Here is a 13,350-nt window from a genome sequence, read left to right as displayed (position 1 = left end):
CAGAACCCGAAGGTTCATCTGAACGTTTAACGCCCGTTCTCGGCGGAGGCGGCTATTTAGACCACCCAGATTTTCGTGTCAAGCACTTCTTTTTAAAGAAGTTTTCGACCAACTCACCGTTCAAACCCGAGGGCCTTTCCAGTGATGGAGGCGGGTATCTACCGATCCACCGTCTCCGTGTCAAGCACTTCTTTTTAAAGAAGTTTTCGACATTCTCGCCGGCCGTTCCGAAGAACCTTCCGACGAAGGAGGCGGCTATCTACCGATCGCCCTCCTCCGTGTCAACCCAGATCTTTCAATCTTTTCCAGAACCGCCCCGAAGAACCATCCCGAAAATCCAGACACACAGTAGCGTCCAGAAGGCCTACACCCCGCCGCCAAACCGCTCCGTAGAACCGCCCGCCGCCGAGGAATGGGTAGATAGGCCTCGCTCCCTTGATCGGCAAGACCAATTTCACGGAACTGTCATTCCATCCACAGATCAGGCCCCTCTGGGGATGAAATGACATGGGCAGAAGCCAATTGAGGCAAAAAACCTAGAGATTATGGCCGGTTACGCCCTGAAACATGGCAGGCCTAGCTTCAGCGCACAGGCATTTGGTGGATTTTGCGGCTGAAGAGCTGGTGAAACGGCGCGATCAGTATGATTCCGGCCAAGAATCCGAAGGCGTGTGCCTCCCAGGCGATTCCAGCCCCCCCTCCGGTAAGGACAATGCCCAGCAATCCGGTCGCCAGATTAACAGCCATCCAAGCCGCTGCCCCGCGCAATACCACCGGATGGAACAGCGGAATCAGCAATCCCGGGCCCGCCATCAGCCGAAGCGACGCACCGATCATACCGAATACGGCCCCAGAGGCCCCGACCATTGGCGTGTAATCCCCCCAGTGGACCAGCGCATAACCCAGTCCGCCGAGCACCCCACACACTATAAAGAATAGGAGCCAGCCAATCGGGCCCATGCTCTTGTCGAAATCGCGGGCCACAGGTGTGCCGAATGCCAGCAACGCTACCGCATTCATAATGACATGCATCCAGCTGCCATGGACCACCATGTGGGTGAACAGTCCGCCTATATATCCATAGGACAGATCGACAGGCCGCAAACCCAGCTCGGTTCCGCCCTGGCTGAGATCCGGCTGCACCATGAACAGGCCCACCAGACCGACCGCCACCACCAGTGGCACGAACGGGATCTTGAATATGGGCTCGGAACCCGAAGGCTGCGGGAGCGAGGGTTCTGCGGGGCGGTGTTCGGAACAATTATCTTCAGGGTTCATTTATAAAGAGATGGACCGCCCATAGCCCAAGCTCAAGTCGCAGATGCGCGGACCGCACACGAACAGGGTCTAACCGCCCCTCACCGCACAGTCCCGTAGCGGTGCAATCTGTTGGCATGGCTGTTGCTCTTTCCCTTTTCGAGAGAAGGAGCGTGTGCCAATGCGTATCAAACTGGAAATCGCAGGACTGGTCGCTGTCGGGTTGGGGGCTGCTATAGCCTGTACGACTCCGACCGCTGCTATAGCCCAGCAAGCCGGCAGCCAGAGTCTGGGCCAATTACAAGCAGGCTATGGCGGATCGCGTTATGGCACAGCCCGCGCCACCACAGGTTCAACGCGTGATGCCAATGGCAATCGCCTGATCGTGGACGGTATCATCCAATCCGGTGCCAGCAGCTACAACCAGTCCTCGGGCGGGGTATCCTCCTCGGCCAGTTCGCGTGTTGGTATCCTGAACGGGCAAGGCTCTTCGGCCATTGGCGGAGCCTCCGCTATCGGCAACAGCCTGAACGTCGTGGTTCAGGGCAAGAACAACACCGTCATCGTCAACTCCACTCAGACCAATACCGGCAATGTCAGCGCCGGAACGGTCCTTAATGGCACATTGGTCTTCCCATGAAACGCGTGACTGCCCTTTCCTTCAAGGCTGCGGCCTCGGTTCTCGCGGCTTCGACCCTGCTGGCCGGTTGCGTCAGCCCCAGCGCCGGTTCGGATGGCCTGTATGCCAACCCCATCGGCAATGCGCCGGTAACCGCCAACCCGACCCCGTATTCGGACGCACTCTATTGTCTGGCCGACTATGCGCGCCGCTATAATCTGCCCTCGCCGCGCATGGCTGTAGGCCGGATCAGCGACTATACCGGCTCCATCTCTGCTGATGGCGGACGCCAGATCACGCAGGGCGCATCGCTGATGGCGAACTCGGCACTGGCCAAGTCCGGTGCGCGTCTGGTTGAACGCTATGACACCTCCGTATCGGAGCTGGAGTTGCGCTATGCCAATAACCGCCTGATCGGTGACGAGGCAGCCACCCCGCAGGACGCCAATTACCGCCGCATCATTGCCGGACAGGTACCAGGCTCCGACTTCTATATTGTCGGCGGCATTACCGAGGTGAACTACAACATCCGCTCCGCCGGATTTGACGTGGCCGGCGGTCAGGTCAAGGAGAATGGCGGATCGGGCATGATCAATGGCCGCATCTTCGTGATGAACGTCGCCATCGACCTGCGCATGGTCCAGACCACCACGCTCGAAGTTGTCGATGTCGTTTCCTATCAGAAGCAGATCGTCGGCCGCGAAGTCTCGGCGGGCGTGTTCGACTTCCTGAACGGCAATGTCTTTGACGTCTCCGCAGGCTCCAGCGGCCTCGAGCCGGTGCAACTGGCCGTGCGCGCCCTCGTGGAACGCGCCACGGTCGAGTTCATGAGCAACCTCTACGGTGCCCCCGGACCGGAAGTCTGCCTGAACCCCGCCAATGACCCGCTGCGCACCATGACGGTCGGTGCCACCGGCAACTATTACGCAACCAACACCAACACGGACACCAATAATGGCCAGACACGTGCAGACCCTGATCGCTGGCACGATCGCCGTGACGGCTCTGTGCGCCGCATCAGCCAGTGATGTTCGCGCACAGGACGCCTCTCTGGTCCTGAACGAGCAGATGTTGTTCGGCGACGTGTTCGCCGGACAGCGCCTGAATGTCGTCGAGGCCAACCAGCAGGTGAGCGTTTCCAACACCGCTCTGGGCAACCAGATCAATGGCGGTGCCGAAGGGCGCGACATTACATTGCGCAATATGCAGTCCAGCCACGGTGCGATTGCGGCCCAGACCAACATCAATACCGGATACGAAGTGTCCGGTCGTGTGACCGCTGTGACCCAGGCCCGCTCCAACGAGGCCAGCGCCGCCGCCAATAATGCCGCTCTGGAACTGGACAGCCGCCAGTACACCTACGGCTCGACGGTCAGCCAGACCATGCTGGAGAACCCTGACGCGCGCCTGACCGGCGGCATTCAGGCCACCAGCGCGTCCTATAGTAATAATGTGCTGGCCGGAGGCACCAACACCTTCGTATCCGGCACAGTCGAGCAGCATGCGACCGGCGACACCCGCGCCGGAACCTATGTGCCTGCACATTATATACCCGGCACAGCCTATATTGCCGCCGATGCCGCCGCCAATATGGCACAGCTGTCGTCCAACGGATCATCCGGGCAACGCGTCGAGGTGCGTCAGTTGTCTGAAGGCTGGACCGCTGCCGAAACAGCTTCCAGCGCCGGTAACATCTGGGCCAGCACCACGGTATCCAGTGCCGCGGCCAACCGTATCACCGCCAATAATGCGGGCGGCTCACAGGTCATCACGGCCGACCAGAACAATACGGGCGGTGTTTCCAGCCGCGCCAGCACCCATGCCTATGACTATGGTGATCTGCGGGCCATGGCAGACGGCGCAGGCAACCAGGCCTATGTCGGCAATCAGGACATCTGGGTCGAGATCGACAACACCCAGATGAATTCGGGCGGCGTTTCCGTCGAGGCCCAACTGACCGGCTATAATGGTTATGATGCCTATGTCGGGGCCAATGCCACCGGCAACAGCGTGACCGGCTTTGCCTGTTCCGACTGCGGCGGCATTATGAATGCCCGCAACAACCAGACGAACACCGGCAATGTCTCGGCCACCGCCACGACCAATATCGTCGGTCAGGGCCGTGCCGCCATCACCGGAACCACGGCGACCGGCAATAGCGCCAACTTCTATGTGTCGCGTCCGGGCGGCTGATCCGCGCCGAACATCCTGCGCCGCGACGAGGCTATTGTGAATTTTTGGTAAGTTGTGTGTCCGCACTTGGGCTGCAACATCTGCGATAACGCGGCTCCGGCTGGGCCGCGCACCCTTTGCCTTGCCTAACGGGTAAGGTCCTCGCGGAGATAAGCTAAATATGTCCCTGTCCCGACGCCTTCTGCTTCCGGCGGTATCCTCGATTGCCCTGATGGCAGGCGCTGCCCTTCCAGCTGTAGCTCTGGCTCTGCCTGCTACTGTCACCCAAGGCCAGCAAGCCCAGCCGTCCAAGCCATGGGCGCAAGACGCCAGCGACCTGAAGACCGACGAACGTATCCGCTTTGGCACCCTGCCGAACGGTATGCGCTATGCGCTGATGCACAACGCCACCCCGCCGGGTCAGGCCTCGTTCCGCCTGCGCATCGATGCCGGTTCGCTGCACGAGGATGACGACCAGAAGGGACTGGCCCACTTCTCGGAACACATGCTGTTCAACGGCACAGAAAATGTGCCCGAAAACGAGATGCTGCGTATTCTGGAACGTTTGGGTCTGGCCTTTGGTGCCGATACCAACGCCTTCACCAGCTTTGACCAGACCGCCTATATGCTGGAGCTGCCGCGCACAGACGACGAGACCGTCGACACCTCGCTGATGATTATGCGCGAGCAGGTCTCGCGTGCGCTGATGGAACCGTCCGCCATTGATGCCGAGCGTGACGTGATCGTGGGCGAGGCCCGCCTGCGCGACAGCCCGCAACTGCGCGCCCTGAAAACCCAGATTGCCCTTCTGGCCCCGGGCCAGCGTCTGGCCGACCGTCTGCCCATCGGTGATCTGGACATCATCCGCACCGCCCCGACCCAGCGTTTCGTGGACTTCTACCGTTCCTATTACCGTCCGGAACGCGCCACCTTCATCGCTGTCGGTGATTTCGATGTCGATGCGATGGAAGCCAAGGTCAAAGCCAAGTTCGCCGACTGGACCAACAGCCACCCGAACGGTCCCAATCCGGACCTCGGCACCCTTGCGCCGCGCGAGGCCGAAAGCCGGATCGTTGTCGAGCCGGGCGTGCAGTCCAGCGTGGACCTGTACTGGACCCGCCCTGCCGATCTGCGCCCCGACAGCGTGGCCCTGCGTCGCGAAGACACCATCCAGTCTCTGGGTCTGGCGGTCCTGAACCGCCGTCTGGGCGAGTTGTCGCGTCAGGACAATCCGCCCTTCATCGATGCGGGCGGCGGCACCGGCAGCTTCTTCCAGTCGCTGGACTTTGCCACCATCAGCGCCAACTTCAATCCGGGCGGCCTGGCCCGCGCGCTGGAAACCATCGAGCAGGAACAGCGTCGTCTGATCCAGTACGGTGTCAGCGAAACCGAACTGCAGCGTGAAATCGCCAATATCCGCGTGCGTATGGAAAATGCGGTTAAGGCCGCATCCACCCAGCCAACGCCTGCTCTGGCTATGAACATTCTGGGCGGCGTCAACGAGAACGAGGTCACCACCTCTCCGGCCGACAATCTGGCCCGCTTCAATGCTGCGGTCGAAGGCCTGACGCCGGACATGGTCAAGGCCGAGCTGCCCAAGGCCTTCCAAGGTCAGGGTCCCCTGGCTCTGGTCTCGACCCCGCAAGCCATTGAAGGCGGCGAGGCCGAGGTCACCCGTATCCTCGAAGCCAGCCGCGCCAAGCCCGTCGAAGCGCCCGCAGTGCAGGCTGCACTGGTCTGGCCCTATACCGAATTCGGTACACTGGGCACCGCCAGTGGCCAGACGGCCTATGCCGCACTGGGCGCTACGGTCGTGAACTTCCCCAACGGCGTACGCCTGACCGTCAAGCCAACTGACTTCAAGGATCAGGAAATCCTCGTCTCGGTATCGACCGGTAATGGCCAGTTGGGTCTGCCGACCGACAGCTACAGCCCTGTCTCCATGGCCGGTAATGTCTTTACCGCCGGTGGACTTGGCAAGCTGACCGCCGACGAGGTCAGCCGTGTTCTGACAGGCCGTATCTATTCGTCTGGCTTCTCGGTCACCGACGAGACCTATCGCCTGTCCGGCTCGACCCGTCCCGAAGACCTGAACCTGCAACTACAGGTGCTGACCGCCTATCTGACCGATCCGGGTCTGCGCGCCGCACCGTTCGAACAGATCAAGGCCATTCTTCCGCAGGTACTGGAACAGCAACGCGCGACCGCCATGGGTGCCTTCGGCATTGATGGTGCGCCGCTGATGGCGGGTGGTGATCGCCGTGTCTCGATGCCGACACCGGCAGAGATCAATGCCATGTCCATCACCGATGTCCGCGCAGGCGTCATGGCCGGTCTGGCCAATGGCCCGATCGACATCGTGGTTGTTGGTGACACGACGGTCGAAGATGCCACCAAGGCTGTGGCCGCAACCCTGGCGGCCCTGCCCGTTCGCAGCGCCACACCCGCACCGCTGGCCGGTTCGGACAAGCGCACCTTCCCGGCCCATAATCCGACACCGATCCGCATCACCCACAATGGCAAGGCCGAACAAGCCTTTGGCGTTGTGGCATGGCCGACCACCGATGCCATGGGTGATCGCCGCGAAGCCCGCCTTGTCTCGCTGATGAGCGAAGTCCTCAGCCTGCGTGTTCTCGAGGAAATCCGCGAGAAACAGGCTCTGAGCTACAGCCCGATCGCGTCGGCAACGGCATCGACCACCTTTGACGACTATGGCTATGCCCTCGTCGCCGCCGAGGTGGACATCAGCAAGCTGCCCGATTTCTACGCCGCCGTGGACAAGATCGTGGCCAGCTTTGCCGACACCCCGATTACCGCCGACGAACTGACCCGCGCCCGTACGCCGGTAATCGAACGCCTGCGCCGCTCACAAGCCGGTAACCCCTACTGGCTGGGGGCCCTGTCCGATCTGGCCAAGGATCCGGCCACCGAACAGCGTATCAACGGCCACATCGCCATGCTGGAAGGCTTCACCCTCGAAGACGTCCAGAATGCCGCCCGCACCTATCTGCGTCCCGATAAGGCATGGAAGCTGGAAGTGGTGGCGGCCAATCCGTAAGGAACGGCTGACCCCATAAAAAAGGCTCCGGACACATCGTCCGGAGCCTTTTCTTTTTGAGCGATCCGGCGGGTTTAGAAAACGCGACCGCCGACGCCGCCATCCATCATCATCGAACCCGACGACGAGAAGCTGCTTTGCACCACTTCCTCGCGGTACTCGGTGACGGTTTCCTCGCCGCGCAGAACAACTTCCTTCACGCCCGCACCATAGCGGCGCAGCAAGGAGCGTTCATTACAGTCGCGCTCGCGCTTTTGCGGGCGGCATTCCAGAACCTTGCCGCCGTACCACAGGGCTTCGTTCTTGTTGCAGGTGACCGTCTGGCCTTCGCCGCCATCCATGTCGGTGCGGGTCCACTGCATCTTGGTGCCGGCAATGCAGCGATACAGTTCGTCCTCATAACCTTCGGGAATGTCCTTGCCCGGACGCACCTGCGAGGCCGGATGCGGTACATTGCGGTCATCCAGGCATACGGCCTGAATGCGGTAACGCTTTTCCCACGAACGGGTCGAGGTGAACGGTACGCTGACACGCTCCGAACGTGCGCCTTCGACCGCCAGTCCTTGAGCCGTCATCGGATAGGGCTGATCCACATTGAAATAGGCACCACCGCCACCACCGGCGACGATCACTGTGGTTCCGCCGTTTCCGTTGCCGCCGCGACCACCATTGCCGCCACGACCGCCGACATAGCCACCGGTGCGCGGGTCAATACCGCCACCGGCACCGCCATTGGCGCTGGCATTCGCACTGGCGTTTGCACTGGCATTGGCCGAGGCCTGAACATTATTGATGTTCACATTCACATTGACCGAGCCACCGCCACCGCCGCCATAGGGCGGTGATACCGGTCCGCAGCCCGAACCACAGCCACCGCCGGGTGGCAATGGTGGCGTAGGCGGTGCTGGCGGCGGCAAACAGTTTGTCACACACCCTGCAAACGCAGCCCCCGCCACAGCCCAGAAGGCCACGGCCGTAAGCGGCGCCAGAAATGTCTTGATCCTTGCCCGCATCGGGAACTCCTGATCGTGATTCCCGATACCCGTTGCAATCGGCGGGCCGCAATCACGAGCGGTTTCACGTCCAAATCTGTTCCGTCATGGGCCTGTAGCTGTTCCGGCGTCCCCAAATGAAACAGACTCAAGTCCCGCGCCCTGTCCGCCTAGACGGGCGCAAACCCTTCGGCATAGCGTTTCCAGTTCTGCACATAATGGGCCGATGACCAGCGCAGTGTCTCGACACCCGCAGCATCCAGCTCACGGACAATCTTGCCCGGCTGCCCCATCACCACAGAATTATCGGGAATGACCTTGCCCTCGGTCACCAGAGCATTGGCACCGATCAGACAATTCTTGCCGATCTTTGCCCCGTTCAGAACCACTGCCCCGATCCCGATCAGGCTGTTATCGCCGATCTCGCACCCGTGAAGCATCACCTTGTGCCCGACCGTCACGCCTTCACCGATGGTCAGGGGCAGTCCCTCGTCGGCGTGAAGGACCGATCCGTCCTGAATATTGCTGTTGGCACCGATGGTGATCGTATCGGTATCGCCGCGCACAACCACGTTGAACCAGATGCTGGCCCCTTCATGCACTGTGACATTGCCCAAAACCGTCGCATTGGGCGCAATCCAGTATGTTCCGTCGGCCGGAAGTGTCGGCGCGATATCACCCAGTCTGTAGACGCTCATAGTCCCGATACTCCCTTGTTACATTTTCTTGGCTTTATGACTCGCAGAACCAAGTTACCATCAATCTGTAGTTGCGATTCGCAGTCGCTATATGCGCCTCGGATCGGTAGCCGGATCAAGAGCGGTCCGGACAGTTACCGGAGAATGCGTTTGTCGTCTGTACAACCCGTTCCAGTGCCCAGGCCCCGCGCGAGCGATGGCCCGCCAGTGTCCGATCCGTATGGTGACGCCGCCTGCATCTCTGCCCTCCCTATATTGCATACGTCCAAGGCGATCCCGTTCGGGTTCGTCTTTTTTCTTGCCCGGAGGCCGCCATGTCCAAGCGTTCCGCTATGAAACACCAGCATCGTGAAGGTATTCTCGATACACGCGAGTTCACGCAGGAAAGCCGCCGTCGACAACTGCCCAACCATTCGGCGTGGTCCCCCTACCCGTCCAATGACCAGCGCGATCAAGCCTACCTAAAGACCATCAAGCCCAAGTCCGATGGTCAGGCCGAACTGATGGCCGCCATCGACCACTATAATCTGGTCATGGCTCTGGGACCTGCGGGAACCGGCAAGACCTATCTGGCCATTGCCAAGGCGGTCGAGGCCCTCGAAGCGGGCAAGGTCGGACGCATTGTTCTGTCGCGTCCTGCTGTCGAGGCCGGTGAATCCATCGGCTTCCTGCCCGGCGATATGGAAGACAAGCTGGCCCCCTATCTTCGTCCGCTTTACGACGCCCTGTCGGACCGTCTGTCGATGAAACAGGTCAAGGCCCTGATGGCCGAGGGCCTGATCGAGATCGCCCCCATCGGCTATATGCGCGGACGCACCCTGAATAACGCCTTTGTCGTCGTGGACGAGGCCCAGAACTGCACCTATGTCCAGCTCAAGATGCTGCTGACCCGCCTCGGTTGGCACTCGACCATGGTGGTCACCGGCGATCCGCAACAATCCGATCTGCTGCCGGGCGTATCGGGGCTTGCCGATATTTCCGAGCGTCTGGATGTGCTGGAAAATGTCAGCGTGATCCGCTTGGCCGACTGTGACATCGTCCGCCACCCGCTGGTGGCCGAGATGATCGGCGTCCTCTAGCGCCAAGCCATCAGCATCAAGGCCCGCTGTCCGCAGCGGGCCTTTTTTATCGCTACATCACCTTGGCCAACGCCGCCGCATCGGCGGCCCTGCGTTCATCCTCGCTCAAAGGAGCCGGCGGTTTCGGCTCGGACGGCGGGCGCGCGCCCCAATGATCCACAAACGCAAAGACAAACGGGTTCAGCGAAATCGACAGCAGGGCCGTCGCCAGCACCAGATCATGCGTCTCGCGCGACATCGCCCCCAGATACAAAGATATCCCCGCCAGAATAAACGAGAACTCGCCGATCTGGGCCAGAGAGGCCGCCACCGTCAGGCTTGTCGCCCGATCCAGCTTGAACGCCGAAGTAATCACCAGCGCCGCCAGCGACTTGCCGATAATGACGATAAACACCACCCCCAGCACGGCCAGCGGTTCTCGCACGATAATCATCGGATCGAACCACCTGCCGACCGACACAAAGAACAGCACGGCAAAGGCATCGCGCAACGGCAATGACCGCTCTGCCGCATTATGGCCCAGCGGCGTGCCGTTCAGCACCAGCCCCGCCACAAACGCGCCCAGCGCGAACGAGGCCCCGAACACCGCATAGGCAACCCACGCAATCCCCAGTGCAATCGACAGCACGCCCAGCGTGAACAGTTCGCGCGACTTGGTATGGGCAATCCGCACCAGCAGCCACGGCAAGACCTTGCCGCCAACCACCAGCATCAGCAGCACAAACGCCACCACCTTCAACACGGTCCAGCCGATGCTCTGTGCCGCCACCCCGGCGCTGGTCGCCTGACCTTCGGGCAACACCAGTAGCGGCAGCATCACCAGCGCCACCACCATCACCAGATCTTCGACAATCAGCCAGCCGACCGCGATCTTGCCGATCTCGCCCTTGACCTGTTTGCGTTCTTCCAGCGCCCTGAGCAGGACCACCGTCGAAGCCACCGACAGGCTAAAGCCCAGCAATGCCGATTCCAGATGACCAAGGCCCAGCACCCAGTGCCCCAGTGCCCACCCCATCAGGGTCGCGGCCACTATCTGCACCAGTGCCCCCGGCAAGGCGACATTGCGCATCTTCATCAGGTCTTTGGGCGAGAAATGCAGCCCAACCCCGAACATCAGCAAGATGACACCGATCTCGGCCAGTTGCGGCACAAGTTCCAGATCGGCGACATAGCCGGGCGTAAACGGCCCCGCCACAATCCCTGCCACCAGATAGCCCACCAAGGGCGACAACCTCAGCCTGTGCGCGATCATGCCCAGCACGAATGCCAGAACAAATCCGCCTACCAGTGTGATGATCAGGCTGTCGGCATGGGGCATCGGCTCTCCCGCATTATGGAACAGGTGGTGACGAACACAGTGTCGCCACACGGTTTTCCTGCCAACCCCCGTTGGCGTTACAGACCGGCACAAACGCCCGTTTCACCAAACATTGTGTCGATGATGTCGCGTCCCTTGACGCTGGCTTTTGCCTACACCAAAGTCAGTTTCAAATAAGAACGGACTATAGGAAAGCCTGCCGTGAACGCCATCAGCGCCACCGATATCCGCTTCAAGGCTACAGACGGCTATGAGCTGGCCGGTCGCCTTATCACTGGCCCCGCGCCGCGCATGGCTGTTCTGGTGTCATCGGGAACAGGCTATCCGCTGGGATTTTACGAGCGCATTGCCCGTTACATGGCCGAGCGCGGTGCCGTAGTCCTGACCTATGATTTTCGCGGTATGGGCCAGTCAGCCCCCGACAGCCTGAAAGGCTCGAGTATCGACTATGCGGACTGGGGCCGTCTCGACATGCCCGCCGCTTTGGACACACTAAAAACCGCTGCCCCCGATCTGCCCGTCTTCCATGTGGGCCACAGCATCGGCGGCAGCTTTATCGGCCTGATGCCCAACCATGCCGATATTGCACGACACGCCTTTGTTTCAGTCGGTTCCGGCTACTGGCCCCATCACCTCGGCAGCTTCAAGCCCTCCGCACTCTTCTTCTGGTTCGGATTTGGGCCGCTTCATCTGTTGCGCCACGGCTTCATCAAACAGGGCAAGCTGTGGAGCGGGCTCGACCTGCCACCCCGCGTGTTCAAGACCTGGCGGCGTTGGTGCATGAAGCCGGACTTTTTCGGTACCGACCTCAAAACCGGAAAACTGGACCCGCACTATTATAATGACGTGAAAAGCCCTGTCCGCTCGTGGCTGTTTACCGATGATCCCATCGCCACGCCTCGCGCTTCGCAAACCATCCGTACGCTCTTGCCCAATGCGCCCTATGAAACCGTGCTGAAATCGCCCGCCGACTATGGACGCCCGCGCATCGGACACGAAGGGGCCGTCCGCAAGGGGATGGAGCCCTTATGGCAGGAAATCCTCGACTGGTTCGATGAAGGGGTTTCGGCCAGAGCCACGACTTCCTAAATCCGTAACCCCACCTTCAGGCAACGGATCCGCACCATGACCTATGGCACCCAGCCCACCGTCAACATCGACGGCTTTGAAATCCCGCAACTGGGTTTCGGCACATGGCAGCTCAAGGGCGACGACGCCCGCCGCATGGTTGGTTCCGCCCTGTCGCAGGGCTATCGGCACATCGACACCGCCTTCATCTATGAGAACGAGGCCGAGGTCGGACAGGGCATCAAGGATGCCGGTATCGCGCGCAGCGACTTCTTCCTGACAACGAAAATCTGGGTCACCAACCTGACCCGTGACGCCCTGCTGAAACAGGCCGAAGAAAGCGCCGAGCGCCTCGGCTCGACGCCCGACCTGCTTTTGCTGCACTGGCCCAAACCCGAGCCGGACCTGATGCAGACCATTACCGCTCTAAACGAAGCCAAGGCACGCGGCCTGACCCGCGCCATCGGCCTGTCCAACTATCCGTCCGATCTGTGGCAGGCCGCCCAAACTATGTCGGAGGCCAAGCTGGTCACCAATCAGGTTGAATACCACCCGTTCCTGAGCATCAACGCCCTCAAGGCCAAGGCGCAGGAACTGGGATCGTCACTAACCGCATGGTCGCCACTGGCCCGTGGCAAGGTACTGGACGAGCCGGTCATCATCGAAATCGCTGAAAAATACGGCAAGAGCGCCGGTCAGGTGACGCTGCGCTGGATTACCCAGCAAGGCCTGATCGCCATTCCCAAAACCGCCAGCGAAAGCCGCGCCGCCGAAAACCTCGCCATCTTCGACTTCGCCCTGACTGATGAGGAAATCGCCCGTATTGCAGCGCTGGCCACAGGGTTCCGCGTCGGTGACCATCTCGATCCCGCCTTCACATGGGATGAAGCCTGAAAATTATCGGCGAGGTCCTACTGCCGTCGGACCTCGCCGTTCGGCATTACCTTCACCTTGTAGCGTATGATGTTCTCAGCTCTACCAGAGGTAAAATTCTCGCCATTCACCCTTAATGTCAGGCCGTACTGAACAGCCCTGTCATTGTGCCAGCAGTTATCATCCTCATCGACCACGGCATCACACGTGTCATAG

Annotated in this window: 11 protein-coding genes and 1 pseudogene; 8 read left to right on the top strand and 4 right to left on the bottom strand. The window is 60.8% G+C overall.

Going from position 1 to position 13,350, the window contains the following annotated elements; translation table 11 throughout:
- Nucleotides 1-506 (top strand): annotated as a pseudogene (locus tag RSB01_RS10920) (hypothetical protein); the annotation flags it as partial.
- 76 nt (nucleotides 507-582) lie between these two features.
- Here RSB01_RS10920 and RSB01_RS10915 read toward each other — a convergent pair.
- On the bottom strand, nucleotides 583-1,278 hold the full coding sequence (locus RSB01_RS10915) for a rhomboid family intramembrane serine protease (protein WP_332625458.1): 696 nt from the start codon (nucleotides 1,276-1,278) through the stop codon (nucleotides 583-585).
- Between the two features lie 160 nt (nucleotides 1,279-1,438).
- On the opposite strand from RSB01_RS10915, the gene hfaA reads away from it, so the two are divergent.
- The 4 genes from hfaA to RSB01_RS10895 all read left to right on the top strand — a co-directional run bounded on the left by hfaA (nucleotide 1,439) and on the right by RSB01_RS10895 (nucleotide 7,106).
- Entirely contained in the window at nucleotides 1,439-1,897 is a 459-nt protein-coding gene (hfaA, locus tag RSB01_RS10910; protein ID WP_332591443.1) for a holdfast anchoring protein HfaA, read from the top strand.
- Nucleotides 1,894-2,904, top strand: a complete 1,011-nt coding sequence (gene hfaB / locus RSB01_RS10905) for a holdfast anchoring protein HfaB (protein ID WP_332591444.1) — start codon at nucleotides 1,894-1,896, stop codon at nucleotides 2,902-2,904. Before hfaA ends, hfaB begins: the two co-directional genes overlap by 4 nt.
- Nucleotides 2,831-4,069 carry a holdfast anchor protein HfaD gene (hfaD, locus tag RSB01_RS10900; protein WP_332591445.1) on the top strand — a complete coding sequence of 413 codons (1,239 nt, stop codon included), beginning with the start codon at nucleotides 2,831-2,833 and terminating at the stop codon, nucleotides 4,067-4,069. The genes hfaB and hfaD overlap by 74 nt, the downstream gene beginning before the upstream one ends.
- Before the next feature lie 160 nt (nucleotides 4,070-4,229).
- A complete protein-coding gene (locus RSB01_RS10895) occupies nucleotides 4,230-7,106 on the top strand; it encodes an insulinase family protein (RefSeq protein ID WP_332591446.1) in 2,877 nt (958 codons plus the stop codon).
- Nucleotides 7,107-7,180: 74 nt separating this feature from the next.
- On the opposite strand, the gene RSB01_RS10890 is transcribed toward RSB01_RS10895, so the two are convergent.
- Both RSB01_RS10890 and RSB01_RS10885 read right to left on the bottom strand, forming a co-directional pair.
- On the bottom strand, nucleotides 7,181-8,119 hold the full coding sequence (locus RSB01_RS10890) for a hypothetical protein (protein WP_332619858.1): 939 nt from the start codon (nucleotides 8,117-8,119) through the stop codon (nucleotides 7,181-7,183).
- 149 nt (nucleotides 8,120-8,268) lie between these two features.
- Complete coding sequence (locus tag RSB01_RS10885) at nucleotides 8,269-8,796, bottom strand: gamma carbonic anhydrase family protein (protein WP_332590061.1); 528 nt, start codon at nucleotides 8,794-8,796, stop codon at nucleotides 8,269-8,271.
- A 314-nt stretch (nucleotides 8,797-9,110) separates the two neighbouring features.
- On the opposite strand from RSB01_RS10885, the gene RSB01_RS10880 reads away from it, so the two are divergent.
- Nucleotides 9,111-9,875 (top strand): PhoH family protein, encoded by a 765-nt coding sequence (locus tag RSB01_RS10880; protein WP_332590060.1) that lies wholly within the window; start codon nucleotides 9,111-9,113, stop codon nucleotides 9,873-9,875.
- 52 nt (nucleotides 9,876-9,927) lie between these two features.
- On the opposite strand, the gene RSB01_RS10875 is transcribed toward RSB01_RS10880, so the two are convergent.
- Nucleotides 9,928-11,193: a cation:proton antiporter gene (locus tag RSB01_RS10875; protein WP_332625456.1), complete on the bottom strand. Its 1,266-nt coding sequence runs from the start codon at nucleotides 11,191-11,193 to the stop codon at nucleotides 9,928-9,930.
- A 201-nt stretch (nucleotides 11,194-11,394) separates the two neighbouring features.
- Between RSB01_RS10875 and RSB01_RS10870 the strand changes: the two genes are divergently transcribed.
- Nucleotides 11,395-12,282 (top strand): alpha/beta fold hydrolase, encoded by an 888-nt coding sequence (locus RSB01_RS10870; protein ID WP_332590058.1) that lies wholly within the window; start codon nucleotides 11,395-11,397, stop codon nucleotides 12,280-12,282.
- Between the two features lie 36 nt (nucleotides 12,283-12,318).
- Nucleotides 12,319-13,155, top strand: a complete 837-nt coding sequence (locus RSB01_RS10865; protein ID WP_332590057.1) for an aldo/keto reductase — start codon at nucleotides 12,319-12,321, stop codon at nucleotides 13,153-13,155.
- Nucleotides 13,156-13,350: the final 195 nt, after the last annotated feature.

Origin of the sequence: Brevundimonas sp. (assembly GCF_036659295.1) — a bacterium.
In the GTDB taxonomy this organism is placed as follows: Bacteria; Pseudomonadota; Alphaproteobacteria; order Caulobacterales; family Caulobacteraceae; genus Brevundimonas.
Note: the sequence above shows the minus strand (reverse complement) of the source record. Positions and strands in the feature narration are given on the sequence as shown.